Consider the following 23,842-nt stretch of genomic DNA (forward strand, 5'->3'; position numbering starts at 1 on the left):
GCCTACGGTCGGCACCCACCCCACACGAGCACGCCGACCCATGATCCGCGGACGCCCCATGCATCGCCTCGGCATGCCCACCGCTGGGGGTAGTGCCGGCCGCTGGCCGGCAACCCCGTGATCTCCGGAAGCACCGTGCAGATGCCGGCCAGCGGCCGGCACTACCAGGCATCGCTTTGACCGGTGCCGACCAAGGCCGGCATCCACCGATGGCGGCTTTGCTATCCTTTCACCCCACGCCAGGGAGCCGTCCCGATGCCATCGCTGTCGCCCCGCCGCCCACTGGTGCTGCTGGCCCTGTTCGTCGTGATGGCGGCGATCTTCCTGATCGACACCGTCACCGATTACGCGGTTGCCGCCGCCTGCTTCTACGCGGCAGTCATCCTGGCCGCATCGCGCGTGCTGGGCGCACGCGGGTTGATCACGCTTGCCCTGGCCTGCATCGCGCTGACCGGGCTGAGCTTCTTCCTGACCCGCTTCGGCACCTACCGCATCGGCCTGGTCAATTCGGTCATTGGCATGCTGGTGATCGGTATCACCACCTACCTTGCCCTGAACATGGAAGCGGCCAAGGCCGCCGTGCAGGAAGCACAGGGCCGCCTGCTGCGGGTAGCGCGCGCCTCCACCGTGGGCGAGCTGACCACCTCCATCGCGCATGAAGTAAACCAGCCGCTGGCGGCCATCGCCAGCAGCGCCGAAGCCTGCCAGCGTTGGCTCGCGCAGGATCCACCCAACGTGGACAAGGCGCGGCAGACCGTGGCCCGCATCCTGGCCGATGCACATCGTGCCGGTGACGTGATCGCCCGCATCCGCGGCCTGACCCAGGGCGCGGCACCGCAGCGACGCGCCTTCGATCTGAACCAAGCGGTGGAGGAAATGCTGGCGCTGTCGCGCAGCGAGCTGGACCGGCATGGCGTGGCCGTGGCACTGCTGCTGGACACCGAGCTGCCACCGGTGCAGGCCGATCGCGTGCAGGTGCAGCAGGTGATCGGCAACCTGATCCTCAATGCGGTGGACGCGATGGAGACCGTGCCCACCGCCGACCGACGCTTGTCCCTGCTGACCCGGCGCAACGGCCAGCGGATCAGCCTCAGTGTGCGTGACCGCGGCGTCGGCCTGCCCGCCGACCATCCCGAACGCGTCTTCGATGCCTTCTGGACCACCAAGTCGCACGGTCTGGGGCTGGGTCTCAGCCTGAGCCGCTCGATGATCGAAGCCAACGACGGCCAGATCCGTGCCGAACGACCGGCAGGCGGCGGTGCCTGCTTTGTGTTCGACCTGCCCATTGCCACGGACGCCCACCATGCGTAAGCCGACTGCCGCCAACCCCGATCCGGCACCCATCGTCTATGTGGTCGACGACGATCCGTCGGTGCGCGCGGCACTGGAAGACCTGCTGGCCTCGATGGGCCTGCAGGTGCGGGCCTTCGCCTCCACCCAGGCCCTCCTCGAACACGCGCTGGAAGACGCACCGGCATGTCTCGTGCTGGACGTGCGAATGCCCGGCCAGAGCGGTCTTGAATTCCATCGCACGATGGGCAACCACGGCCTGCAGCTTCCGGTGGTGTTCATCACCGGCCACGGCGACATCGCGATGGGTGTCAACGCGATCAAGGGTGGCGCCATCGAATTCCTGACCAAGCCCTTCCGTGACCAGGAGCTGCTCGATGCCATCCACAAGGGCATCGAGATCGACCGCCAGCGCCGCCGCGAGGACAAGGCGCTCGGCGCGCTACAGCTGCGTTGGCACACCCTCAATGCCGGCGAGCGCGAGGTGGTCGATGGCGTGGTGCGCGGCCGCCTCAACAAGCAGATCGCCGCTGATCTCGGCGTCAGCGAGATCACGGTGAAGGTGCGCCGTGCGCAGGTGATGCGCAAGATGGGCGCACGCACCCTGGTCGACCTGGTGCGCATGTACGACCGCCTGCAGGCGGGTACGCCATGAACGTCCACGTCGCGCTGCTGCGCGCGGTCAATGTCGGCGGCACCGGCAAGCTGCCGATGCGCGAACTGGTGGCAATGTGCGAGGACGCAGGCTTCGCCGATGTCCGCACGTACATCGCCAGCGGCAACGTGGTGTTGCGCAGCTCGCTCGACGAAGCAGGCGTGCGCCAGGCCCTCGGCCAGCGGCTCCAGGCCTATGCCGGCAAGCCGGTGGGCGTGCTGGTGCGCACGGCCAACGAGATTGCCGGTGTGGTGGCACGCAACCCGTTTGCACAGGCGGCCGGCAACCGTGTGGTCGCCCTGTTCCTCGACGGCAGCCTGCCTGCCGATCCGCTGGACGGCGTGACCGGCCGGCGCGACGAACAGCTTGCACTCGGCACGCGCGAGATCTTCATCCACTACGGTGCCGGCATGGCCGACTCGCGCTTGCGGGTGCCCTATGCCCAGCACGGCACCGCCCGCAATATGAACACAATCGGCAAGCTTGCAGTGATGGCCGCAGCGCTTACCTGGCCTGCCAGCAATCCGCGTGCTGGCCGGAGGCGGTAGCGTCGACCCTCAGGCACTGCGCTGCGCTCGCGCTCCGTGGAGGCTGAAGCAGTGGGCGGACCCAACGGGTCACGCCCGCTGCAAGCGGCGCTTCAATCGCGTATCCAGCAGCCCCACGCCCAGCAGCACCAGGCTGGTCAGCCATCCGGCGGCCAGCAGGTGCACGTGCGGTAGCATCAGCCCCAGCACCAGCAGCGCCACCGCGCCCAGCAGATGCGAGCGCGGCGCGTGCCCATAGACCACGCGTTTGTACAGGGCACTGCCCAGCAGATAGATCAGCGGGCCTGCCACCATCACGCTGGCGTAAACCGTGGTGACGGCCACCCCCGGATGGTCCATGACCAGATCATTGCCCACCGCCGTGGCGATGATGCCGGCGATCAGCAATGCATGCACGTAGTGGAAGTTGGCGCCCATCCGTCCGGGGTCTTCGGCGTGGGTGATGGCCTCTGTGGCATCGCGGCTGGAGATGCCGAAGTACAGCCACCACATGGCAATCGTGCCGGCGAAGGTGGCCAACACCGCTGAAACCACTTCCAGGCTCCAATGCTCGACGTCGCTGAGCACGCCACCGGTGGCCAGCAACGTCTCGCCCAGTGCGACGATGACGAACAACTGGCAGCGTTCGGCCAGGTGCCCCCCCTCGATAGTCCAGTCGCGGGTGTGCGAACGACCCATGCCCGGGAACGCGAAGCCGAACATCGGCGAGATGTATTCGCAGGCCACCGCCACCGCCCACAATGCCAGGCGGAGGTTGCCCTCGGCCGCCGCGCCGGCCAGCCAGAGGCAGGCCGACACGCTGACCCAGGCCAGCATGCGGCGGAAGTTCGGTGCCAACGGATGGCTCCGGCCGACCTCCAGCAGCACGAACGCGGTGCGTCCGACCTGCATCGTGGCGTACGCCCCGGCGAAGATCCACGCACGATCGGCAAACGCCTCGGGAATGGACGAGGACATCAACAACGCCAGCAGCATGGTGGCGAACAGCAGGCCGCGGATGCGCGGCGCCTCCGGGTCGAACCAGTTGCTGACCCAGCACGCGTACTGCCAGCCGAGCCAGACCGCGAACCACAGCACCAGCGTCTGCAGTACACCGGCCAGGTCCAGGTGGTGCAGCAGATGGTGGCTGAGCTGGGTGACCGCGAATACGTAGACCAGATCGAAGAACAGTTCTTCGTAGGTCACGCGGGCATGGTGGCCGTCGCGGTGGCGCAGCGCGGGCAAGCGCAGTCGGGTACGCATGGAACTCCTTCAGCGCGCCAGGCGCCAGTACAGGAAACCGGCCAGCAACGCCGGCGCGGCAAACACCAGCAACAGGATCGGCAACTCCTCGCGTACCGCGTAACCGGCCTTGCTGACCCCCACCCACATGTTGGCCACGGCCACCAGCAGCCAGGTAGCGATGAAGGCGATCAGCGCCGTGGGCAGCTGCGAGGTGCCCACGCTCCAGAGACGGCCAAACAGCAGGAACACGCCCAGCAGGAGCACGCCGCCGAGCATCACCATGAGCACATGCATGGTCCACCTCCTTGAGCCTGGGAACAGGCTAGCCCCGGCCGATTGTGCGCAACAGCCCGTGGAGATGGATTCACAGTCCAGAGCAAGCGAACAATCCCGGCATCGGCTGCGGCGACCTTATGGCAGCCATGAGTTATTCGCGAAACGGGCCGTCCAGGGTACGTGCTAGCTTCATCCGACCCTATCCAGACCCCTCTCCGCCATGCGCCGTTGCCTGACGACCCTTGCCCTGACTGCCACACTTGCCTTTGATGTCACTGCCGCCGACACACCGCTGCCACAGCTGCAGGCCTACACCGTAGACCCATCCTGGCTGCAGCCGATGGCGCCGCTGCAGATCGCCGACCATACCTGGCAGATCGGCACTGAGGACCTGACCGCGCTACTGGTGCAGACCGCCGACGGCGCGGTGCTGCTCGACGGCGGCATGCCGCAGATGGCCAGCCACCTCATCAGCAACATGAAGGTGCGCGACGTGGCGCCGCAGGACCTGCGCTTGATCCTGCTCAGCCATGCGCATGCCGACCATGCGGGCCCGGTGGCAGAACTGAAGCGCCGTACCGGTGCGATGGTGGTAGCCAACGCCGAATCAGCGGTGCTGCTGGCGCGCGGCGGCAGCAACGACCTGCACTTTGGCGACAGCATCACCTTTCCGCCGGCCAGCACCGACCGCATCATCATGGATGGCGAAGTGGTCACGGTGGGTGGCATCGAGTTCACCGCCCACTTCATGCCCGGGCACACCCCGGGCAGCACCGCCTGGACCTGGACCGATACGCGCGATGGCAAGCCGGTGCGCATCGCCTATGCCGACAGCCTGAGCGCGCCGGGCTACCAGCTGCAGGGCAATGTCCGCTATCCCCGCCTGGTCGAGGACTACCGACGCAGCTTCGCTACGGTGCGCGGCCTGCCCTGCGACCTGTTGCTGACCCCGCATCCGGGCGCCAGCAACTGGAACTATGCTGCTGGCAGCAACGCCAGCGAGAAGGTACTGAGCTGCAAAGCCTACGCGGATGCGGCAGAGAAGAAGTTCGACGCGCAGCTGGCCAAGGAAACGGCCACGGCACGCTGATCCTGTAGAGCCGAGCCCATGCTCGGCTTGCCGGCCGACAACAGCCGAGCGTAGGCTCGGCTATCCACAGGACGCGTCGAAGAGTGCCGGTCAGGACAACCGGCACCCGCCGTCCATCAGCCACCCTGCCCGTGCTGGGCAAACGGCTCGGTGCTGCCGTCGTTGCGCACCAGCTCGACGGTGTACGGCTGCACGTAGCCATCCGGCATTTCCATGCCCGGCGAACCGGCCGGCATGCCGGGCAGTACCAGCCCGCGCGCGGCCGGGCGTTCGGCCAGCAGGCGCTTGATGTCCTCGGCCGGGATGTGGCCCTCGACCACATACCCGCCGATCTCGGCGGTATGGCAGGAGGCCTTGCCGACCGGCACGCCCAGGCGAACCTTGATCGGATTCATGTCATCGGTGTCGCGCACCTCGACCTGGAAGCCGGCGGCCTTCAGGTGGTCGACCCAGATGCCACAGCAGCTACAGCTGGCAGTCTTGTGCACGATGGCCACCGGCAAGACCGGATCGACCTTGGCCGGGCCGGCCTGGATCGGTGCCACCGGTGCTGCGCTGGCGATCGGTGCGGCGGCGGATTCTTCGGCGGCACGTGCACAGGCAGTCGTGGTCAGCACGGTGCCCAGCAGCAGGCCGAGGGAGAGAGTGCGGTTCATTGAGTAATTCCTTTGCAGAGGCGGACAACGCGGCCCGCCGCCCGCGCATCGAAGGCGCAGGCAGAGGCGAGAAAAAGTCGAACAGGCATGGCAGGCGCTTGAGCGCCTGCAGGACATCACACGATGGGGGGACGCAACGGGTCCGGCATCGGCGGCGATGCGCGTTGCTGGGAGCGCGCGGCTACAGGTGCCTCGCGCCACGGCGATGCGGGCGTTCCGCTCAACGTGGCCAGCATGCCAAGGCAGGCCGGCGGGCATTCGCACTCACCGCTCTGGCAGGCCGCCCGGGCCGCATCATCGCAGCAGCCGGCTGCCGCCAGCGCAGCCGCGTGTGGTGCAGCGCAGTGATCCTGGTTGCCCGACCCGCCGTACGAAGACGAGGCAAGCGCCAGCGCCGGTGCATTCAGCACCAGGGCAACGAGCAGCATCCATCGCAGCAGCAGGTCAGGCAGGTTCACCCGCCGATGATAGCCGATGCGCGTCACGCAATCGCCGCCGCCATCGCCCGCATCCGCACCGGGATCGACTTCGCTGCGGGTGTGCCGCTGATCCGGTCGTAGTAGTCCAGCGGCAGCAACGGATTCAGTTCCGGGTAGTAACCGGCCAGCGCGCCGCGCGGCATCGGGTAGTCCAGCACCGTCAGGCCCTCGATGCGGCGCTGCACGCCATCGCCGCTGATCGTCTCCAGGCTGACCAGCGCCTCCTTCTCCAGCCCGCGCGCCAGCCGGTCCTCGATGTTCATGAACAGCACCATGCGATCGTTGTACACGCCGCGATAGCGATCGTTGTAGCTGTAGATGGTGGTGTTGTACTGATCATGCGAGCGCACGGTAGCCAACCGCAACAAGTCCGGATCGTGCACCGGATCGTCCACATCCAGGCCGGGCATCACCAGGATGTTGGCCTTGCCGTTGGGCGTGGGCCACACCCGGCGGCGCGGCGGAATGTCCAGGTGGAAGCCATGAGTCTGCTGGATGCGCTCGTTGAAGCCGGCGTAGATCTCCGGGTACACGGCAGCGATCAGCGCGCGGATGGAGGCATAGTCGTGCATGCAGCGCATCCAGTCGACCTTGCTGTGCGGCAGTGTGGCCATCGCCATGCGGCAGACGATCTCGACCTCGGGCAACACATCGGCACTGACCGGCTCGAGCACGCCGCGTGAGGCGGTCACGTTCGACATCGCGTCTTCGATGGTGACGAACTGCTCGCCGGCCGGCGTGACGATGCGCTCCGAGCGCGCCACCACCGGCAGGATCAGCGCATCGCGGCCATGAACCAGATGACCTCGATTGAGCTTGGTGGCGATGCCCACGGTCAGGTCCAGCCCACGCATCGCCTCGTACGCACGCGGCGTATCGGGCACCGCACGAATGAAGTTGCCCCCCAGGCCGATGAAAACCCTGGCGCTGCCCGCCAGCATCGCCTCGATCGACTCGACCACGTGGTGACCATGCTCACGCGGCGGATCGAAGCCGAACACCTGCTGCACGCGGTCCAGGTAGGCCGGCTTGGGCTTCTCGTCGATGCCGACGGTGCGGTCGCCCTGCACATTGGAATGTCCGCGGATCGGACCGATGCCGGCACCGGGCTTGCCGAAGTTGCCGCGCAACATCAGCAGGTTGGCCACCTGCTGCAGCAGGCGCGAGCCATACTGGTGCTGGGTCAGCCCCATGCCGTAGCAGATCACGGTGGCGTTGGAGCGGATGTAGATCTCTGCGCATCGGCGGATCTGCGCCTCCGAGATGCCGGACACCTGCACGATCTGGTCCCAGTCCTGCGCCATCACGTCTTCGCGCAGCGCCTCCAGGCCCACCGTGTGTTCCGACAGGAAATCATGGTCGAGCACGCGCTCGCCCTGTGCCTCACGCTCGAACATCACCTTCATCATGCCCTTGATCAGGGCCAGGTCGCCGCCGATGCGGATGTGCACGAACTCGCTGGTGATCGCGGTCGAGCCGAACGTGGCCATCTGCACCACGTCCTGCGGCTCGGCAAAGCGGATCAGCGCGCGCTCGGGCATGGGATTGACCGCCACGATCGGGATGCCGCGTTTGCGTGCTTCGACCAGGTTGCTCATCATCCGCGGCGAATTGGTGCCGGTGTTCTGGCCAATCACGAAGATGGCCTCGGCGTGCTCGAAATCCTGCAGCACGATTGTGCCCTTGCCCACCCCGATGGCCGGCGGCAGCCCGCGGCTGGTCGGCTCGTGGCACATGTTCGAGCAGTCCGGGAAATTATTGGTGCCGAACTCGCGCACGAAGATCGAATACAGGAACGCCGCTTCGTTGGGCGTGCGCCCGGAGGTGTAGAACTCGGCCTGGTGAGGACTGTCCAGCGCCTGCAGGTGGCGACCGATCAGTGCGAAGGCATCTTCCCAGCTGCACGGCACATAGTGGTCGGTGGCTGCGTCGTAGCGCATCGGCTCGGTCAGCCGGCCCTGCATCTCCAGCCAGTAGTCGGTCTGCGCCATCAGTTCGGTCACGGTATGCCGGGCGAACAACTCGCGGCCGGACCGGAACTCCGTAGCTTCCCAGGCCAGTGCCTTCGCGCCGTTCTCGCAGAACTCCAGCTTCCTGCGTTCGTCGGCATCGGGGAACGCACAGCTGGGGCACTTGAAGCCACCGGGCTGGTTCATCGCCAGCAATGCCTTCGACCCCTTGCCGATCACACTCTGCTGCAGCAGCACCTTGGCCGTGGCGCCGGCGGCACCCCAGCCTCCGGCGGGCTGGTTGTAGGGCTTGTAACGCGGCGGTTTCTGCTCGGACATGTTCGGGAACCTGGCGGAAGGAACGCAGCAACGAACGGCACAACGCGGTCCGGCGGTGCATTCAGTGGCACGGCCAGCCGCACAGTCAAGCACGGCCCACGGCGCTTCGCCAGAGGGCACAGGCTGATTTCAGCACAACCTGCCATGGCAACGGTTACAGCCGCGTCTGCGCGCGACCACTGCGCTATCCTCGAAACCGCAGGCGGTGGCCCGCCCGCGTTTCTCCCTTGTCCGGACGCGCTGCATGCCTGATTCGATCCCGCCGCACACCCCGCCTGCCGGCACCGCCCAACGCCCGTTGCAGCGCTGGCGCGGCGGCACGCAACAGCAGCGGGTCGACGTGGTGGCCGAGGAAGTGCCGGTGGCGCTGCGCTACAACGATGCCGCCTTTGCCGTGATGATGGCCACACCCTGTGATCTGGAGGACTTCGCACTCGGATTTTCGCTCAGCGAAGGCCTGATCAGCGCGCCCTCGCAGCTGCTGTCGATCGATATCCACCCACAGCTGGAAGGCATCGAGCTGCAGATGACCGTGGACGAGGCTGCGCCCGGCGCAAACCTCGACCCCGACAAGGGGCGCCTGCTGCCCGGCCGTGGTGGCTGTGGCCTGTGCGGCACGCGCCAGCTGGAAGAAGTGCTGCGCCCACTGCCGCAGATCCGCGAGCGCCGCAGCTATTCCGCCACCGCCCTGCAGCGGGCGTTGGCCACCTTGGCGCAGCACCAGCCGATGAATGCGGCAAGCGGCTCGATCCACGCCGCGGCCTGGGCCGACGCCAGTGGGCGCATCGGCTGGGTACGCGAGGACGTCGGCCGCCACAATGCACTGGACAAGCTGATCGGTGCGCTGCACCACAACGAACACGCCATCGAAGGCGGCCTGCTGGTGATTTCGAGCCGGGCCAGCTACGAAATGGTCAGCAAGGCGGTGCGCGCCGGCGCCAGCGTGCTGGCGGCAGTGTCGGCGCCGACCGCGCTGGCGATCGACCTGGCCCGCAGTGCCGGCCTGTGCCTGGTCGGGTTCGCGCGGGAGAGCGGGTTCAATGTGTATACCCATCCGGACCGGTTGCAGGCGGACGACCGGTAATCTCCGCTGCGTAGGGTCGACTATCACTCGTGGCGCGAGGTTTCCGGGCACCTGAAGGACGAGCAGTCGATTAACTGTCGCCTCTACCGCAACGGCTTCCGGGCCCCTCGCCCAGCCAAGGCGAAATCGTCGTAGTCCGATAGCCGACAATCGGCGCGCCACGCACCATCGAGGACACTCATCATGGTCCTTTCTGGAGTTCCCCATGTCGGCTGCCCGGCAACCACGTTCACTGCTGTCGGTTTCCCTTGATGTTTCCGTGCACCGTACGTTGGCAGGTGCGCCGGCTTCCGGAAGCCGCGGAACCAAGGTAACGGATGCCCTGCCTCCCCCCACGATCCGTGCAGAAGGTCCGGCGCTCTGGCAGGCAAGGCGTGAAGAGGCCCACCTGTGGATCCTGCCCGTCCCCACCGCGCTACCCGGATCGATGCGATGCGTGACGGGCGAAGCAGGACGCATTGCCGCGGTTGCGCACACCATTCTGGGCCGGCCGAAGGTGGACATCACCGGCAGATGGGAGGGCTCGGGACTGAGCGCGTTGTTCACACTGGCCCGCGCGGTGTCTGAAGCCGAAACCATCCACCACAATCCCGACAACCTGACCCTGAAGGATGTTCTGCCGGCGGACGTCCATGCAGAATGGCAAGCGGCATTGAATGAGTGCGGAATCGATCCAATCGAGCTGGAACGCCTGCGTCCCCACTTCGCGGCCAGAGCGCTGCGCAAGGCCGTCATGGCCAGGCATCGGCTGGAGTCGCCGAAGGCATTCTGCAAGGAGCTGCGCAGGATAGGACGCGCGGGTGGAGCGCGCTACTTCGTGCCGCGCACTGAACTGGCTATCGACATCGCGGCAGCTGACGACTGCGGTAAACCGCATCCTGCACTGGATGACACGACACGGTTTGCGGTGCAGGTCGAACGACTCCGTCGCCTTCACGATACCGCCCGTGTTCAGTCCAAGGCCTGGGCGCAGGGCAATGCCCTTGGCATGTGTGGGCATGACGTGCCTATGGATATGCACGTGACAGCGACTGGCAGCAACGAGCTGGACACGCTTCGACGCGAGGCCTGGCTCAGCGCAGTGGAAACCGTAACTGCGGGAAGATCAACCACGCTTGCGATGCTCGATATTGCAGATGCGTTCGACGGGAATGGCTACATCAGAGCGCTGCGCGAACGCGGTTTCAGCTTCCAGCCGGCGTAGCCACTGAGCTGCGGGCCTGAGTCCGGGCAGCACTCTGCTGCCCGGAGCAATTGCACTCAGCGCAGCGCGACCTTCGGGAAGTCCACCGGCACGTCGAACGCCACGTTGACGTAGTTGGTGAACAGGTTGAGCGCCACATGCGCGAGGATCTCCACGATCTGCTCATCATCGAAGCCAGCCGCGCGCAGCGCCTGCACGTCGCCGTCGGCGATCTGCGCACGCTGCTCGACCACCTTCAACGCGAAGTCGAGCGCCGCCGCAGTGGCCGGGTCGCTGGACTGGCCGATCTGCGCGGCCGCCATCTGCTCGCTGCTGGCACCAGCCTTGCGGCCCAGCGCGGTGTGCGCGGCCAGGCAGTACTCGCAGGCGTTGCGGTTGGCGATGGCCACGGCGATCTGCTCGCCCAGCAGCGGCGACAGGCGACCGCCGCCCAGCGCGCCGAACGAACCCCACATGCTCTGCAGGGCGGCCGGCGAGTTGGCCACGGCGCGGAACATGGCCGGGGTGGCGCCGAAAGCGGCGTGGACCTGGCCCAGCAGGGCCTGGCGGTCGGCGGTGGTGTTGGCGGCATCGATCAGGGGGACACGGGACATGGTGGATCTCCTTGGGAAAGCGCCCGGGATTGGACGACCCGCTCATCCTAGGTAGACTCGCCGGACGCATCAGTCGTAATTCGCCATACATGTTGTCCATACGTCCATGAGCATGCCCGCCGCCGCCCCTGCGCCAGATCGACTCTCCTGCCTGCTGGAACGCTTCCGGGTGCAGGCGGCGCTGTTCTACAGTGGCCCGCTGTGCGGGCGGCATGTCTTCGAGCCGCAGCCCGGTCGTGCGTTCCTGCACATCCTGCGCCAGGGTGAAATGGAAGTCCGCCATCCCGACGGCGATATCGCGCTGCCCCGGCTGAAGATCGACACACCCAGCCTGCTGCTGTACCCGCAGCCGCTGCACCATGTGTTCTTCAACGCGCCGCTGGATGGCCCGGATTTCACCTGCGCCACGCTGGATTTCGATGGCGGTGCGCGCAATCCGATCGTGCAGTCGCTGCCACCGGTGATGGTAGTACCGCTGGCGGCCATCGGCGAACTGGATGACACCCTGCAGCTGCTGTTTGCCGAGGCCGATCGCCAGCGCTGCGGTTCACGGCTGCTGACCAATCGCCTGTTCGAGGTGGCGCTGATCCAGATCCTGCGCTGGGTGGTCGACCACCCGGATGCAGCGGGCGTCAGTCACGGACTGATGCGCGGGCTGTCCGACGCGAGGCTGGCACGCACGCTGGTGGCGATGCACCAGGCACCGCAGGACGAATGGACGCTGCCCCGGATGGCCGCGACCGCCGGCATGTCGCGCAGCGCATTCGCGGCAGTGTTCAAGGAGGTGATGCAGGCGACGCCGGCCGCTTATCTGCTGGACTGGCGGCTGAGCCTGGCCTGCGCGCAGCTGCGGGCCGGCGTGGCGGTCAAGCAGGTAGCGGTCGAGGTGGGGTTTGCCGATACCGCGTCGTTGTCGAAGGCGTTCCGCAAGCGGCTGGGGGCATCGCCCAGGGCGTGGCTGGCCGCGAGCGCCACGCAGGCTCGGTAAATGGGTGAGGGGTGGAGTCGGCCGCTGGTCGACTATCGCGCGACGCGCGGGATTTTCGTTGTCTGACCGAAGGGCAGCCGACCAGCGGTCGGCTCTACCACGGGCGATCGAAGCGGCATTTCCGTGGCCTGACCGAAGGGCTGCCGACCCGCGGTCGGCTCTACCACGGGCGATGTCGGCGCGCCGGCTGGCCGCTCAACTGGACGTGCCGTCAGACTTTGCCAGCAGCCCGGCGATGCGCTCGGCCACCTGGGCACGTACGCCTTCATCCAGCTGCCCTTCGTACATCGCCTCGTAGATCCACAGGCCGTCGGCCGCCAGGCGCGCCACGAAATTGTCGAGCGTCGTCGGATCCACATTCCCGGCCTCCGGCGCGGACGGTGCCCAGCGCTGAACCGCCGGGCCCCACGGACGCTCACCCGCCTCCGGGTCGGCCGATTCGAGCATGAACATCAGTTCGGCACGGGTGGCGCTCTGGGCCGACACGCGCACGAAGGTCTGGTAACGCTCCAGCGCCGAGGCTTCGTCCGCACGCTTCCCCAGCAGCGTTTCCATGGACGCCTCCCAGGCCTGCGCCAGGTACTCGTCGATCCCGCGCAGCAGCGCCTCGCGCGAGGGAAAGTGGTACAGCAGGCCGCCGCGGGTCAGCCTGGCCTCGGCCGCCACCGACTCGAAGGTCACCGCACGCACGCCGTCACGATTGATCACGTTGACGGCGGCGTCGAGGATGCGGTCGCGCTTGCTGGTTCTCATGGCGTCATTTTACGCGATCGGCCGCGCCCTCACGGCTGCCGGCCCGGCCACGCAGCAGGTGCGCCAGGATCGTCGCGCCCAGCGCCAGTACCGCCGTGATCACCAGCAGCACGCTCTGGTAGCCACGGTCATATGCCGCCGCAGCCAGTGCGAACCAATCACCCTGCCCGCTCTCGCGCGCGGCATGCAGCGCCTGGGTGAAACCCTCGCGGGCAAGCGCGGGCATATCGGCCGAGACCGGCAGGAACACGCTGTACATCGCCGCGCTCAGGCTGCCCAGCATCGCCACCGCCAGCAGGCCACCTAACTCGTAGGACACTTCTTCCACGGAAGACGCCATGCCCGCGCGGTGCGTCGGCACGTTGTTGAGGATGGCCGTGGACGCCACCGAGATGGCCGAACCCATGCCGAAGCCGGTGATCGCCATGCCGGCGATCACCCAACCGAGGCCGTGCGGGAAGCCGAACGCCACCAGGCCGACGCCCAGCGCGCCCGTAGCCAGGCCACCGCAGATCAATGGGCGCAGGCCCACCCGGTGCAGGATGCTGCCGCCCAGCAGCGCACTGGGCAGGCTGCCCAGCGCCGCCACCGACACCAGCAGGCCCGCCTGCAGCGGCGTGAAACCTGCCACCAGCTGGAAGCGCTGCGTGGTGACCAGCTGCAGGCCGGCCATCGCGAACAGGGTGAACACCGCCGAAAGCGTGCCGGCCAGGAACGCCGGATTACGGAAGATAGCGAAGTCCAGCAGCGGGTACGGCAGCTGCTGCTGGCGGCGTGCGAACGCTGCGCCGCTGGTGACAGCCAACAGCAGCGCGCCCGCGCCCAGCGCATACGACGGCGGCGTAGCGATCAGCGACTTGATCGCCAGCACCAGGCCGGACAGTGCCGTCAATGCCAGCAGCGACGAAACCAGATCCCACGGCCGCGAGGTGTCGCGCTGTCCTTCCGGCGCCAGCAGCAGCGTGGCCACGAAGGCGACCACCGCCACCGGCACGTTGATCAGGAACACCGAGCCCCACCAGAAATGCTGCAGCAGCCAGCCGCCAATGATCGGGCCGAGCGCCGCACCGACGATGGCCACCGAACCCCAAATGGCGATGGCGATGTTGCGTTCGCGCTCTTCGTGGAAGCTCAGGCCGATCAGCGCCAGCGTGGCCGGCATCATCGCGGCCGCGCCGACCGCCAGCAACGCACGTGCGGCAATCAGCTGTGCTGCGGAGTCGGCGAACGCCGCTGCCAGCGAGGCGACGCCGAACACCACCAGGCCGATCAGGAACATGCGGCGGTGGCCGATGCGGTCGCCCAGCGTGCCCGCCCCCAGCAGCAGGCCGGCCATTACCAGTGGATAGGCATTGATGATCCACAGCGCCTGGCCGGCGCTGGCCGAGAGTTCCCCAGTCAGTGTGGGCAGTGCGGTGTAGAGCACCGAGTTATCCAGCGTGACCAGCAGCAGGCCGGCGGCGACGGTGAACAACAGTGCCCACCGACGGGCACGCGACAGGGCCGGAGCGCCGGCCAAGGGCTGGGACAGAGCCATGGGAGAACCTGATGGGATGAAGTACCACCGTAACTATACAGGATGTCCGGTATAGTTACGGAAACTGTACCACCGGTTCAGATTGGGGTCCGGCCAATGTTCATGTTGCCGCGCCGCGCCTGCCGAGTGTGGCCGGTGTCAGGGATCATCACCGGCAGTGTTCCGGCAGCGCGGCGATGGCTGATACCACGGCCGCCTGCATGCCCTGCCCTACGGCCATGTCCAGCTCCCCACCTGTATTCCCATGCTGGCGCCGCAGTTCGTCCTCGCACAGCCCGCGCACCCGCGCCCGGGCATTGGCGCGCAGGCTGCTGCACCGCCAATCGGTGCCACCCAGCGGCAACACCGAATACACCACGCTGTTGCAGGCATTGCCGGCCCGCTGCTGCAACGACACCCCACCAAAATCCCGTGGTTCGCTGCTGCGCTGCGGGTCGAAATAGCTGTCCGGGAACGTGCGCGCGTACTGCTCGATGTCCACCGCCAGGCTGCGCCCACCGGCCAGCGGCATCTGCAGCGGCTGGCCGCACGGCGTCGCATCAGCGCGATGCTGGATGTACTGGTAGATCGGCCGGTCCAGCGTTGGATCCTGCTGGGTCACCGCACTGACCGCCGCCAGCACCGGCAACGACGCACGATTGGCCATGCGCGCCAGCAGCCCGGCCTGCGTCGGCTGGCAGCGGTCGCGCACTGTTGCCGCGAGCAGGAACAGCACGTCATTGCGAAACGCGTGGTCATCGCCCAAGCGCTGTTCGATGCGCTGGCGGGCATCGGACGCCGGTGCCGGGAACGCGACTTCCGGCGGCGCAGCGGGTGCAGCCCGCCGCTGCCACCACACCAGCAGCACAACTGCGCCCAGTAGCACCCCGGCAGCCAGGACCCAGCGCCGCCGCATCAGTTGTGGATCGCCGTCAGCGTGGCCGCGGCGGCATCGTAGGACGCGCTGGCAATGTCCGCATCGAAGCGCTTCACCCGCAGGCGGCCGGCCAACCGGTACGGATCCCACAGATCGCCCAGCGCGATCGGCGTCGCCAGGGTCACGTGGATGATCTGGTTCGGCGGCGGTGGCGGCACGTGGATGCAGGCCCCGTAGAACGGCACGAACAGCAGTTCATCCACCAGACCGGCATCGTTGGTGCCGAGCGGTACCACGTAGCCATCCAGGTCCACCGCGCGGCCATCGGCAGCATCGACCACGCGCGAGGAGCCGAACTGCTTGGCGCGATCGGGGCTGGAATGGTCGATCTCCTGCCCCGGCGGCGTGCCCGAGCCGGTGTCGTCGATCAGCCCGCCCACGCCGTCCATCCCATTGCGTGACAGGCCGATCTGCGGGGGCGGGCGCTGATAGGTGACTTCGTCGGGCCGCAACGCGTCCCAACGGTCGATCGGGGCTTCGGCCGTGGCGGAGGGCGCCGGCTTGTCCTGCGGCACGACCGCCACGGCATCGCCGCCCGGCGACGTACAGCCCGCCAGCCACAGGCATCCCAGCATGAGCAAAAGGGGGCTACGGTTCATACGGCCTCAGCTCCGCATCGCGCATGGTGTACGCCGAGCCGGCCAGATCGTCATCCAGCCGTTCGGCACGCAGGGTGCCGGCCAGGAAGAACGGCGAGTACATGTCCGGCATCTCGATCGGGCGCGGCAGCACCACGTGCACGATCTGGTTCGGCGGCGGCGGCGGCACGTGGATGCAGGCGCCGTAGTACGGCACGAACAGGAATTCGGTCAGCCGCCCGTCCTGCGCATTGGCCAGCGGTACCACGTAGCCTGGCAGGCGCACCGGTCGCTGCAGGACCGTGTCCACCGTGCGGAAGGTGCCGAACTGCGGCATGCGCCGGTTGCCGTTGTGCTCGACCTCCGGGCCCTCGCCCCGCTCCAGCGCGGCCAGCTCATCCTTCGGCATCATCTGCAACCAGTCCAGCTCCTGCTCCGCAGCGCCTGCAGGGTCCTCGCGGTCGACCACCGGCGCGGGTGGCAAGGCCTGTAAGCCCGTATCCACCGGCCGCTCGCAGGCTGCCAGCGCCAGCACCATCGGCAATGACAGCATCCAGCGCATGCTCAGCCTCCCGGTGAAAGGCCATCGGCCAAGGTGCGCCGGTAGGCCAGCAATGCCGGCACCAGCCCAGCCACCGCACTGATCGCCAGCACCCCCGCCACCCACGCCAGCTCGCGGCCATCCGGCCAGACATGGGTGATCGACAGGCCGAAGGTGGCCAGTACCCAGCCGCGCCCGGCAATGCTGGCGACCACCAGCAGCGACAGGGCCAGCACGCACGCCACCGCACTGGTCGCCACCGCTTCCACCACCAGCAGGCCGGCGATGTAACCCGGCCGTGCCCCGGTGGCACGCAGGATGGCCATCTCACGCCGCCGCTCCTGCAGGGTCGAGACCAGCAGCGCCACCAGCGAAACCATGCCCAGCAGCACCACCATCGCACTGATCAGCTGCAACGCCCGCTCGGCGGTACCCAGCGACTGCCATAGCTGCTGCAGCGTCACGCCGGGCAGGATCGCCAGCATCGCCTCGTCCGGGTACTCGTTGATCCTGCGCTGCACCGAGAACGTCGCGATGCGCGAGTTCAGGCCGAGCATGAAGGCGGTGATGCTGGTCGGGGTCAGGTCCAGATGACGCGCCTGCTCGGCGCTGACGCTCTGGCTGCGCAGCTGCACGCCCGAGCGTCAGTCGACATGGATCGCCTCGATGGCCGCCAGCGAGACCAGCAGCGACGAGTCGACCTGCGTGCCGGTGCGCTGCAGGATGCCGGTGACACGGAATGGCTTGTCGGCGTGCCTGGCCAGGGTGACTGCGCCGGTGCCGTGCGCCAGCACGATCTCATCACCGAGGACGACCTTCTGTGCCTGTGCCACCTCGGCACCGATCACCACGTCATACAGGTCATCGAACGGCCGTCCGCTCGCAAATGCAAGCACGTGCCCGGCGCCGTAGCGGTAGTGCTCGAAATAGGCATCGCTGGTACCGACCACGCGGTAGCCGCGCCAGGAATCGCCCAGCGAAAGCGGCACCGCCCACTTCACCTGCGGCATTGCGGACAGCGCCTGGTAGGACTGCCAGGACACGTTGTTGGTCGGGTCGCCGATATGGAACACCGAGTACAGCAGCAGGTTCACCGGCCCCGAACGCGCACCGACGATCAGGTCGGTACCGGACACGGTGCTGGCGAAGCCTTCGTGTGCTTGCGTGCGCACGCGCTCGACGCCCAGCAACAGCACCACGCTGAGGGTGATGACCAGCACGGTCAGGCCCACGCTCACGGCACGGCTGCGCAGGCTGGCCCAGGCAAGCTCAAGCATGGCCGGCACCTGCCTGGTTGATCTGAGACAGGGCAATCGTGCGGTCGAACAACCGCTCCAGGCTGTCGTCATGGCTGACCACCAGCACCGTGGTGCCGGCCGCCTGGCACTGCGCAGACATCAGCTGCAGGAACGCGGTGGCCGCGTCGCGATCGAGCGCCGAGGTTGGCTCATCTGCCAGCAGCAACGCCGGGCGGCCGATCAGGGCGCGTGCCGCCGCCACGCGCTGCTGCTGGCCAACGCTGAGTGTGCCTGCGCGCCGCTGCATCAGCGCCGGGTCCAGCTGCAGGGCCTGCAGCAGGCGGGTGATCTCGGCATCCACCGGGCCGCTGATGCGCGCGCTGCGCACGCGCGAGAAGCGCAGGCCCAGTGCGATGTTGTCGCGCACGCTCAGAAACGGCAGCAGGTTGAACTGCTGGAAGATCACGCCCAGGTGGTCGGCACGGAAGCGGTCGCGTGCGGCGCCACGCATCGCCTGCAGTGCGTGGCCGGCGACCTCCACGCTGCCCTTGCCGGGCAGCAACACGCCCGCCAGCAGGCCCAGCAGCGTGCTCTTCCCGCCACCGCTGATCCCGCGCAGCAGCACGCTGCTGCCCTGCTCGATCCACAGCCGCGGCACATCCAGCACCAGGCGCCGGCCATAGCCGAACTGCACGCCATCCAACGCGATCACCGGTCGCAGGCTCACGGTGCCAGCACCACGCGCAGGTTGTCCGCAGTCAACACGCTGCGGTTCTGGCCGCGAGCCGTGGCGCTGTTGACGATCACTTCGTGCAGGCCCGGGAACAGTACGGGCAGGCGCACGACCATGGCCCGCAGCTCGGCCGGCCTGGCGCAGTGGTACTGCAGCGTTGCGCTGAACCCCGCGTGCCGGTGCTGGCCTGGCGGCGGCGCGGCAGCCGACGCATCGAAGCCCTCGGCCTTGGCATCGTTGCCGGAAAGGCGGCAGCCCGCCGCGGTAGGCAGGGTGACCCAGCTGCCCCCCTTCAACAGCGCAGTCGCTCGCGCCAGCGCGGCCTGCTCTACCGCATTGGCCGGCGGCCGCTCGAAATCAAGGATGCCGATGCCGGGGGCCTGCAGGGCGAACTCCAGTGTTTGCTGGTCAAGCGCAACATCGACGGTGGCCTGGCCGTGCACATGCGCACCCAACTGGCGGACGTCATGGGCCTGCGCGGTGCTGGCCGTCAGCAGCAGGAAAAGAGCAGCAGAACGCTTCATGGGGATCCCCCGGTTGTTACTATGTAACATTATGGACCACACCCCCACGACGCCCGCAAGGGCCCTGGCCCAGCCGCCACGTTCGGCACGCTGGCACCCCCGCTTCGATCTTGCCGGGGCCTGGCTGTCCCTGGCCTGCGCCGCCCACTGCATCGTCCTGCCCCTGCTGCTGGCCTTCGTGCCGGCCACGATGATGGCGCTGCGCTCGTTCCAGCATCCCGGCCATGGCGCCATGACATGGCTGCTGATGATGTCGCGCTGGGAGTGGCTGTTCGCGCTGCTGGCCTCCTCGCTGGCCTTGGCGAGTACCTTGGCCGGGGTGTATCGGCATCGGTACTGGTGCCCCCTGCGGTTGGCGTGCGTCGGCGCCATCCTGCTGTTGTCGGCCTCGCTGTACCTGCCGTTGAAGGAATCGCTGCTCTGGCACGGCGTGGCGACAGCCAGCGGTGGCGTGCTGCTGGCATGCGCGCATATCGGAAACCGGCGCGCGCTGCACAACCGCCGGTAGTGCCGGCCGCTGGCCGGCAGCGGCGGTGATCCAGCAGATGGGGAAGCCGGCCAGCGGCCGGCTCTACCGATCTTTATTCATCGAACGGGCGCTGGCCGAGCGTCTGTGTGACATGGTCGACGAAGCATGTGATGCGCGCGGCCAGCGCGGTGTTGCGGTAGTACACCGCGTTGATCGGCTGCCGCACCTCCTGCGTCTGCCTGGCCAACAGCTGCACCAGTCGGCCCTCGCGCCGGTCCTGGCCGGTCAGGAAGTCGGACAGGCAGGCGATGCCCAGCCCGGCCACCGCCATCTGCCGCAGTGTCTCGCCACTGGATGAAGCGATGGCCGGCGCGATCACGAAAGGCCCGCCATCGGCATCCTGCAGCGGCCATTCGTTCAAGGAGCTGGGCTGGGTGAAACCCAGCAGGTCGTGCTCGCGCAGTTGCTCCGCGCGCGTAGGCGTGCCGTGCCGTCGCAGGTACTCGGGGCTGGCCAGCACGCGGATGCGACTGTGGCCGATCGGCCGCGCATGCAGGGTCGAATCGCGCAAGACGCCGATGCGGAACGCCACATCGGTGCGCTTTTCGATCAGGTCGGTGATGCCCTCGTTGGAATTCAACTCCAGCTCCACCTGCGGGTAGCGCTCGCGGAAGCCCTCCAGCAGCGGCACGATCACGTGCAGCATGAACGGCGTGGCCGCGTCCACGCGCAGGCGCCCGACCGGCTGCAGCCGCCGCGCCGCCATCTGTTCCTCGGCCTCGTCAACCGTGGCCAGGATCGTGCGCGCGTACTCCAGGAACGCTGCGCCTTCCTCGGTCAATTCCAGCCGGCGCGTGGTCCGCCGCAGCAGCGTGGTCTGCAGCTTGTCCTCCAACCGCGCCAGGGTGCGGCTGGTGGCCGAGATGGTCAGCTCCAGCGCCTCGGCCGCCGCCGTGATCGAGCCACCATCGACCACCGCCACGAAGGCCTTCAGCTCATCCAGGGTGGTTTTCATTATTTACCTCGCTGCAAAAGTATTTCCCGTATACACGGCTTAATCAACAAATGTAAAGCACCCACACTTCGCCCTGTCCCGAGCCCGCCGGCTCTCAACGAAGTCCCTGGAGTCCATCATGAGCGTTCCTTCCTTTGGCGTCGGCACCTTCCGCCTGACCGGCCAGACCGTCATCAACTCGGTGCGCAACGCCCTCGACGTCGGCTACCGTGCGGTCGACACGGCGCAGATCTACGGCAACGAAGCCGAGGTCGGCCAGGCCATCGCCGAATCCGGCGTCCGGCGCGACCAGCTGTTCCTGACCACCAAGATCTGGGTGGACAACTACGCCGTCGACAAGCTGATCCCGAGCCTGCGCGACAGCCTGGCCAAGCTGCGCACCGACTACGTCGACCTGCTGCTGATCCACTGGCCGGCGCCGGGCAATGGCGTTGAACTGCGCGAGTACATGACCGCGCTGGCCGAAGCCAAGACGCTGGGCCTGACCCGCCAGATCGGTGTGTCCAACTTCAACATCGAACTGACCCGGCAGGCCATCGAGGTGGTCGGCGCCGGCGAGATCGCCACCAACCAGATCGAACTGAGCCCCTACCTGCAGAACCCGGCACTGACTGCTTTCCTGCAGGATCAGGGCATCACCGTGACCTCCTACATGACCCTGGCCTACGGCAAGGTGCTGAAGGACCCGGTGCTGGCCACCATCGCCGACAAGCACCAGGCCACCGTAGCCCAGGTCGCGCTGGCGTGGGCGCTGCAACGGGGCTACGCGGTCATCCCGTCCTCGACCAAGCGCGAGAACCTGGCCAGCAACCTGCTCGCCCAGGACCTGCGCCTGGATGCCGACGACATGGCCGCGATCGCCGCGCTTGACCGCAACGGCCGCGAAGTCGATCCGCCGGGCCTGGCCCCGGCCTGGGACTGAGGAGCCTCGCCATGGGGAGTGCGTTGGCGCGGCTGCAGGCCGGGGGTTTCAGCATCGGCATCGAAGCACCGCTGGACAATGACTGGACGCCGCTGGGCGAACAGGCGCGACGCGCCGCGCGACGCCTGCCCGGCCAACCGGACCTGCAGCGCCATGCGGAGCTGGCACGGCTGGCCGACCGCCTCGGCTTCCGTGCGCTGTGGCTACGCGACGTGCCGGTGTACGACCCGGCCTTCGGCGATGCGGCCCAGGTGTTCGAGGTGTTCAGCTACCTCGGCTATCTGGCCGGCATCACCGAGCAGATCCTGCTGGGCACCGGTGCGGTGGTGCTGCCGATCCGCGAGCCGTTGCTGACCCTGAAGTCGGCGCGCAGCGTGCAGCGACTCAGCGGCGACCGCCTGCTGCTGGGCGTGGCCAGTGGCGACCGCCCGGTGGAGTACCCGCTGTTCGGCCGCGACTTCGACAGCCGTGGCAGCCGCTTCCGCGAGCAGATCGCACTGTTGCGCGAAGGCGCCGCCGCGCACCTGCCGCAGGGCCTGGATGTGCTGCCCGCGGATGGCCCGGCCCTGCCGCTGTTCGTGGCCGGCCTGGCCCAGCAGCAACCGGCGTGGATCGGCCAGCACATGGACGGCTGCCTGGCCTACCCGGGCACGCCACAGGACCATGCGCAACGCGTGGCGGCCTGGCGCGCCGTGGCCGGCAACAAACCGTATGCCAGCTTCATCCATCTGGACCTGGTGCCCGATGCCGATGCCCCTCTGCAGCGCTGGCGCTTCGGCCTGCGCGGCGGCCGCAACGCCCTGCTGGCCGAGCTGCATGCCATGCAGGCCGCCGGTGTCGACCACATCGGCCTGCAGTTCCGCCGCAATGAACGGCCGTTGGCCGAAACCTTCCACGAAATCGCCGAGTACGTGCTGCCGCGCTTCCCGGCCCATGCCGGCGCCGCCGCGACGGCCTGACAGTTACCGGAGCTTTGCCATGAAGATGAAGACCCTGGCCGCCCTTGCGCTGGCCACCCTGCGGCTGTCCTTCCAGGCTAGTGCCGAGGACTGGTATCCCTCTGCCTACGGTGCCAATGACGAGATCGGCGCGGCCAACCTGCTGACCGCGGACGTGGTCAAACACGCTGTCTCGCTGGTCAGGACCGGCAAGACCTATCCGCTGGCGGTGCCGGTGGACAAGAACCTGCCCGCGTTCCGCCACCGCAGCTTCCGCCTGTACAACGTGCAGGTCGGCCAGCAGGCCGGCACGTCGCTGGGCCCCAACAGGTTCACCTTCAACGATGAACTGGTGAACGCCTGGACCGGCGTTGGCACCCAGCTCAACGGCATCGGCCATATCGGCATCGACAACGTCTACTACAACGGCAACAGGGCCGCCGACTTCGTCACCGTGGACGGCGTGCGCAAGCTCGGCGTCGAGAAGGTGCCGCCAATGGTCACCCGCGGCGTGGTGCTGGACATGATCGCGTACTACGGCAAGGCGATCGTGCCCGGCGGCACCGAGTTCACCGTGGCCGACATCCAGGCCGTGCTGAAGAAGCAGGGCCTGAGCCTGCGCAAGGGCGACGTGGTGCTGTTCAACACCGGCTGGCTGGAACTGATCGGCAAGGACGACAAACAGTTCCTGGAAGTGGAACCGGGTATCGGCATGGAGGCCGCGAAGTGGCTGGCCGACCAGGGCATCGTCGCCTTCGGTGGCGACACCTGGGCCTCGGAGGTCTACCCGAACCCGGACGGTGCCGAGGAATTTCCGGTCAACCAGTACATGCTGGCCAAGCGCGGCATCTACAACCTGGAGCTGATCGACAGCCGTGCCCTGGTGCGCGACAAGGCCTGGGAATTCCTGTTCGTACTCGGCCAGCCGCTGTACGTCGGCTCGACCCAGGTCAACATCAACCCGGTGGCGATTCGATGAGCGCTGCCACCGACCTGCCCGTGTTCGCTGGCCGCCGTTTCCGCGTCTGCTATGACGGCCTGGCGGCCGACAATGCCTACAGCGCCGATGGTCGCCACGTGCAGTACGTCATCGTCTCCGGCGCCTATGCCGGCGCACGTGGCGAAGCCGCCTGCGAGTGGCAACAGATCAGCGACGGGATCTATGCCATTTCGTGGCAGGAAGCCGACGGCGCCACGGTGGTGCATGTCGACGACTTCGTGGGTGGGCGTTCGCTGGCCTGGTTCACCGCCCCCGATGGGAGTTTCCATCGCATGCAGGGGCCGCTGCACGCGCTGTGATGCC

General features: G+C 67.6%; 26 protein-coding genes and 1 pseudogene. 12 read left to right on the forward strand and 15 right to left on the reverse strand.

Annotated elements, in window-relative coordinates:
* Positions 1-255: 255 nt before the first annotated feature.
* From A7X97_RS07720 to A7X97_RS07730, 3 genes are read left to right on the forward strand one after another with little or no spacing between them, the layout of a single operon-like run.
* Positions 256-1,311 carry a sensor histidine kinase gene (locus tag A7X97_RS07720; protein WP_088497553.1) on the forward strand — a complete coding sequence of 352 codons (1,056 nt, stop codon included), beginning with the start codon at positions 256-258 and terminating at the stop codon, positions 1,309-1,311.
* Positions 1,304-1,945, forward strand: coding sequence for a response regulator transcription factor (locus tag A7X97_RS07725; RefSeq protein WP_088497552.1), 642 nt, complete (start codon positions 1,304-1,306; stop codon positions 1,943-1,945). The genes A7X97_RS07720 and A7X97_RS07725 overlap by 8 nt, the downstream gene beginning before the upstream one ends.
* Complete coding sequence (locus A7X97_RS07730) at positions 1,942-2,493, forward strand: DUF1697 domain-containing protein (protein ID WP_088497551.1); 552 nt, start codon at positions 1,942-1,944, stop codon at positions 2,491-2,493. Before A7X97_RS07725 ends, A7X97_RS07730 begins: the two co-directional genes overlap by 4 nt.
* A gap of 69 nt (positions 2,494-2,562) precedes the next feature.
* Here A7X97_RS07730 and A7X97_RS07735 read toward each other — a convergent pair whose 3' ends face one another.
* On the reverse strand, positions 2,563-3,735 hold the full coding sequence (locus tag A7X97_RS07735; protein WP_088497550.1) for a low temperature requirement protein A: 1,173 nt from the start codon (positions 3,733-3,735) through the stop codon (positions 2,563-2,565).
* 9 nt (positions 3,736-3,744) lie between these two features.
* The gene (locus A7X97_RS07740; protein WP_005416705.1) at positions 3,745-4,011 is read right to left on the reverse strand and encodes a hypothetical protein; all 267 of its coding nucleotides are present in this window, start codon (positions 4,009-4,011) and stop codon (positions 3,745-3,747) included.
* 202 nt (positions 4,012-4,213) lie between these two features.
* Here A7X97_RS07740 and blaL1 point away from each other — a divergent pair, with 202 nt between their 5' ends.
* On the forward strand, positions 4,214-5,083 hold the full coding sequence (gene blaL1, locus A7X97_RS07745) for a L1 family subclass B3 metallo-beta-lactamase (protein ID WP_088497549.1): 870 nt from the start codon (positions 4,214-4,216) through the stop codon (positions 5,081-5,083).
* A gap of 116 nt (positions 5,084-5,199) precedes the next feature.
* Here blaL1 and A7X97_RS07750 read toward each other — a convergent pair whose 3' ends face one another.
* From A7X97_RS07750 to A7X97_RS07760, 3 genes are all read right to left on the reverse strand, one after another.
* Entirely contained in the window at positions 5,200-5,739 is a 540-nt protein-coding gene (locus A7X97_RS07750) for a DUF411 domain-containing protein (protein WP_080376956.1), read from the reverse strand.
* Positions 5,740-5,855: 116 nt separating this feature from the next.
* The gene (locus A7X97_RS07755; RefSeq protein WP_088497595.1) at positions 5,856-6,197 is read right to left on the reverse strand and encodes a hypothetical protein; all 342 of its coding nucleotides are present in this window, start codon (positions 6,195-6,197) and stop codon (positions 5,856-5,858) included.
* 23 nt (positions 6,198-6,220) lie between these two features.
* Positions 6,221-8,506, reverse strand: a complete 2,286-nt coding sequence (locus tag A7X97_RS07760) for an FdhF/YdeP family oxidoreductase (RefSeq protein ID WP_111007770.1) — start codon at positions 8,504-8,506, stop codon at positions 6,221-6,223.
* A gap of 244 nt (positions 8,507-8,750) precedes the next feature.
* Here A7X97_RS07760 and fdhD point away from each other — a divergent pair, with 244 nt between their 5' ends.
* Together fdhD and A7X97_RS07770 are read left to right on the forward strand one after the other, a co-directional pair.
* Positions 8,751-9,590, forward strand: coding sequence for a formate dehydrogenase accessory sulfurtransferase FdhD (gene fdhD, locus A7X97_RS07765; protein ID WP_072168795.1), 840 nt, complete (start codon positions 8,751-8,753; stop codon positions 9,588-9,590).
* Between the two features lie 205 nt (positions 9,591-9,795).
* A complete protein-coding gene (locus tag A7X97_RS07770) occupies positions 9,796-10,794 on the forward strand; it encodes a TraB/GumN family protein (RefSeq protein WP_111007771.1) in 999 nt (332 codons plus the stop codon).
* Positions 10,795-10,850: 56 nt separating this feature from the next.
* On the opposite strand, the gene A7X97_RS07775 is transcribed toward A7X97_RS07770, so the two are convergent.
* Positions 10,851-11,387, reverse strand: coding sequence for a carboxymuconolactone decarboxylase family protein (locus A7X97_RS07775; RefSeq protein ID WP_072168797.1), 537 nt, complete (start codon positions 11,385-11,387; stop codon positions 10,851-10,853).
* A gap of 106 nt (positions 11,388-11,493) precedes the next feature.
* Between A7X97_RS07775 and A7X97_RS07780 the strand changes: the two genes are divergently transcribed.
* Positions 11,494-12,375 (forward strand): AraC family transcriptional regulator, encoded by an 882-nt coding sequence (locus A7X97_RS07780; RefSeq protein ID WP_088497546.1) that lies wholly within the window; start codon positions 11,494-11,496, stop codon positions 12,373-12,375.
* A gap of 195 nt (positions 12,376-12,570) precedes the next feature.
* Here the strand turns inward: A7X97_RS07780 and A7X97_RS07785 are convergent, their stop codons facing one another.
* The 8 genes and pseudogenes from A7X97_RS07785 to A7X97_RS07820 form a co-directional block, all read right to left on the reverse strand.
* Positions 12,571-13,128, reverse strand: coding sequence for a TetR/AcrR family transcriptional regulator (locus A7X97_RS07785; RefSeq protein WP_072168799.1), 558 nt, complete (start codon positions 13,126-13,128; stop codon positions 12,571-12,573).
* 4 nt (positions 13,129-13,132) lie between these two features.
* On the reverse strand, positions 13,133-14,665 hold the full coding sequence (locus tag A7X97_RS07790) for an MFS transporter (RefSeq protein WP_088497545.1): 1,533 nt from the start codon (positions 14,663-14,665) through the stop codon (positions 13,133-13,135).
* A 148-nt stretch (positions 14,666-14,813) separates the two neighbouring features.
* A complete protein-coding gene (locus A7X97_RS07795) occupies positions 14,814-15,560 on the reverse strand; it encodes a hypothetical protein (RefSeq protein WP_072168800.1) in 747 nt (248 codons plus the stop codon).
* Positions 15,560-16,180 (reverse strand): DUF3299 domain-containing protein, encoded by a 621-nt coding sequence (locus A7X97_RS07800; RefSeq protein ID WP_072168801.1) that lies wholly within the window; start codon positions 16,178-16,180, stop codon positions 15,560-15,562. Before A7X97_RS07800 ends, A7X97_RS07795 begins: the two co-directional genes overlap by 1 nt.
* Positions 16,170-16,721, reverse strand: coding sequence for a DUF3299 domain-containing protein (locus A7X97_RS07805; RefSeq protein ID WP_072168802.1), 552 nt, complete (start codon positions 16,719-16,721; stop codon positions 16,170-16,172). Before A7X97_RS07805 ends, A7X97_RS07800 begins: the two co-directional genes overlap by 11 nt.
* Before the next feature lie 2 nt (positions 16,722-16,723).
* A pseudogene (locus A7X97_RS07810) lies at positions 16,724-17,977 on the reverse strand (ABC transporter permease).
* Entirely contained in the window at positions 17,970-18,665 is a 696-nt protein-coding gene (locus tag A7X97_RS07815; RefSeq protein WP_061479410.1) for an ATP-binding cassette domain-containing protein, read from the reverse strand. Before A7X97_RS07815 ends, A7X97_RS07810 begins: the two are co-directional and overlap by 8 nt.
* A complete protein-coding gene (locus tag A7X97_RS07820; protein WP_072168804.1) occupies positions 18,662-19,195 on the reverse strand; it encodes a ZrgA family zinc uptake protein in 534 nt (177 codons plus the stop codon). Before A7X97_RS07820 ends, A7X97_RS07815 begins: the two co-directional genes overlap by 4 nt.
* Before the next feature lie 31 nt (positions 19,196-19,226).
* Between A7X97_RS07820 and A7X97_RS07825 the strand changes: the two genes are divergently transcribed.
* The gene (locus tag A7X97_RS07825) at positions 19,227-19,703 is read left to right on the forward strand and encodes a MerC domain-containing protein (RefSeq protein WP_111007772.1); all 477 of its coding nucleotides are present in this window, start codon (positions 19,227-19,229) and stop codon (positions 19,701-19,703) included.
* A gap of 73 nt (positions 19,704-19,776) precedes the next feature.
* Here the strand turns inward: A7X97_RS07825 and A7X97_RS07830 are convergent, their stop codons facing one another.
* Positions 19,777-20,679, reverse strand: a complete 903-nt coding sequence (locus tag A7X97_RS07830) for a LysR family transcriptional regulator (RefSeq protein WP_111007773.1) — start codon at positions 20,677-20,679, stop codon at positions 19,777-19,779.
* Between the two features lie 118 nt (positions 20,680-20,797).
* Between A7X97_RS07830 and dkgB the strand changes: the two genes are divergently transcribed.
* From dkgB to A7X97_RS07850, 4 genes are read left to right on the forward strand one after another with little or no spacing between them, the layout of a single operon-like run.
* Complete coding sequence (dkgB, locus tag A7X97_RS07835; protein ID WP_111007774.1) at positions 20,798-21,601, forward strand: 2,5-didehydrogluconate reductase DkgB; 804 nt, start codon at positions 20,798-20,800, stop codon at positions 21,599-21,601.
* A gap of 11 nt (positions 21,602-21,612) precedes the next feature.
* Positions 21,613-22,560, forward strand: coding sequence for a TIGR03571 family LLM class oxidoreductase (locus A7X97_RS07840; RefSeq protein WP_111007775.1), 948 nt, complete (start codon positions 21,613-21,615; stop codon positions 22,558-22,560).
* Positions 22,561-22,579: 19 nt separating this feature from the next.
* Entirely contained in the window at positions 22,580-23,518 is a 939-nt protein-coding gene (locus A7X97_RS07845) for a cyclase family protein (protein WP_111007776.1), read from the forward strand.
* Positions 23,515-23,838, forward strand: coding sequence for a MoaF-related domain-containing protein (locus A7X97_RS07850; RefSeq protein WP_111007777.1), 324 nt, complete (start codon positions 23,515-23,517; stop codon positions 23,836-23,838). The genes A7X97_RS07845 and A7X97_RS07850 overlap by 4 nt, the downstream gene beginning before the upstream one ends.
* Positions 23,839-23,842: the final 4 nt, after the last annotated feature.

It is taken from the genome of Stenotrophomonas sepilia (genome assembly GCF_003244875.1).
GTDB lineage: Bacteria > Pseudomonadota > Gammaproteobacteria > Xanthomonadales > Xanthomonadaceae > Stenotrophomonas > Stenotrophomonas sepilia.

Bases quoted from the DNA above. Each gene is read 5' to 3' on its own strand.
- fdhD (WP_072168795.1), top strand. From the start codon at position 8,751: ATGCCTGATTCGATCCCGCCGCACACCCCGCCTGCCGGCACCGCCCAA.
- A7X97_RS07780 (WP_088497546.1), top strand. From the start codon at position 11,494: ATGAGCATGCCCGCCGCCGCCCCTGCGCCAGATCGACTCTCCTGCCTG.
- A7X97_RS07785 (WP_072168799.1), bottom strand. From the start codon at position 13,128: ATGAGAACCAGCAAGCGCGACCGCATCCTCGACGCCGCCGTCAACGTG.
- A7X97_RS07790 (WP_088497545.1), bottom strand. From the start codon at position 14,665: ATGGCTCTGTCCCAGCCCTTGGCCGGCGCTCCGGCCCTGTCGCGTGCC.
- A7X97_RS07830 (WP_111007773.1), bottom strand. From the start codon at position 20,679: ATGAAAACCACCCTGGATGAGCTGAAGGCCTTCGTGGCGGTGGTCGAT.
- A7X97_RS07725 (WP_088497552.1), top strand. From the start codon at position 1,304: ATGCGTAAGCCGACTGCCGCCAACCCCGATCCGGCACCCATCGTCTAT.
- A7X97_RS07730 (WP_088497551.1), top strand. From the start codon at position 1,942: ATGAACGTCCACGTCGCGCTGCTGCGCGCGGTCAATGTCGGCGGCACC.
- A7X97_RS07845 (WP_111007776.1), top strand. From the start codon at position 22,580: ATGAAGATGAAGACCCTGGCCGCCCTTGCGCTGGCCACCCTGCGGCTG.
- A7X97_RS07770 (WP_111007771.1), top strand. From the start codon at position 9,796: ATGTCGGCTGCCCGGCAACCACGTTCACTGCTGTCGGTTTCCCTTGAT.
- A7X97_RS07825 (WP_111007772.1), top strand. From the start codon at position 19,227: ATGGACCACACCCCCACGACGCCCGCAAGGGCCCTGGCCCAGCCGCCA.
- A7X97_RS07820 (WP_072168804.1), bottom strand. From the start codon at position 19,195: ATGAAGCGTTCTGCTGCTCTTTTCCTGCTGCTGACGGCCAGCACCGCG.
- A7X97_RS07840 (WP_111007775.1), top strand. From the start codon at position 21,613: ATGGGGAGTGCGTTGGCGCGGCTGCAGGCCGGGGGTTTCAGCATCGGC.
- A7X97_RS07850 (WP_111007777.1), top strand. From the start codon at position 23,515: ATGAGCGCTGCCACCGACCTGCCCGTGTTCGCTGGCCGCCGTTTCCGC.
- A7X97_RS07775 (WP_072168797.1), bottom strand. From the start codon at position 11,387: ATGTCCCGTGTCCCCCTGATCGATGCCGCCAACACCACCGCCGACCGC.
- dkgB (WP_111007774.1), top strand. From the start codon at position 20,798: ATGAGCGTTCCTTCCTTTGGCGTCGGCACCTTCCGCCTGACCGGCCAG.
- A7X97_RS07735 (WP_088497550.1), bottom strand. From the start codon at position 3,735: ATGCGTACCCGACTGCGCTTGCCCGCGCTGCGCCACCGCGACGGCCAC.
- blaL1 (WP_088497549.1), top strand. From the start codon at position 4,214: ATGCGCCGTTGCCTGACGACCCTTGCCCTGACTGCCACACTTGCCTTT.
- A7X97_RS07800 (WP_072168801.1), bottom strand. From the start codon at position 16,180: ATGAACCGTAGCCCCCTTTTGCTCATGCTGGGATGCCTGTGGCTGGCG.
- A7X97_RS07760 (WP_111007770.1), bottom strand. From the start codon at position 8,506: ATGTCCGAGCAGAAACCGCCGCGTTACAAGCCCTACAACCAGCCCGCC.
- A7X97_RS07720 (WP_088497553.1), top strand. From the start codon at position 256: ATGCCATCGCTGTCGCCCCGCCGCCCACTGGTGCTGCTGGCCCTGTTC.
- A7X97_RS07795 (WP_072168800.1), bottom strand. From the start codon at position 15,560: ATGCGGCGGCGCTGGGTCCTGGCTGCCGGGGTGCTACTGGGCGCAGTT.
- A7X97_RS07805 (WP_072168802.1), bottom strand. From the start codon at position 16,721: ATGCGCTGGATGCTGTCATTGCCGATGGTGCTGGCGCTGGCAGCCTGC.
- A7X97_RS07740 (WP_005416705.1), bottom strand. From the start codon at position 4,011: ATGCATGTGCTCATGGTGATGCTCGGCGGCGTGCTCCTGCTGGGCGTG.
- A7X97_RS07750 (WP_080376956.1), bottom strand. From the start codon at position 5,739: ATGAACCGCACTCTCTCCCTCGGCCTGCTGCTGGGCACCGTGCTGACC.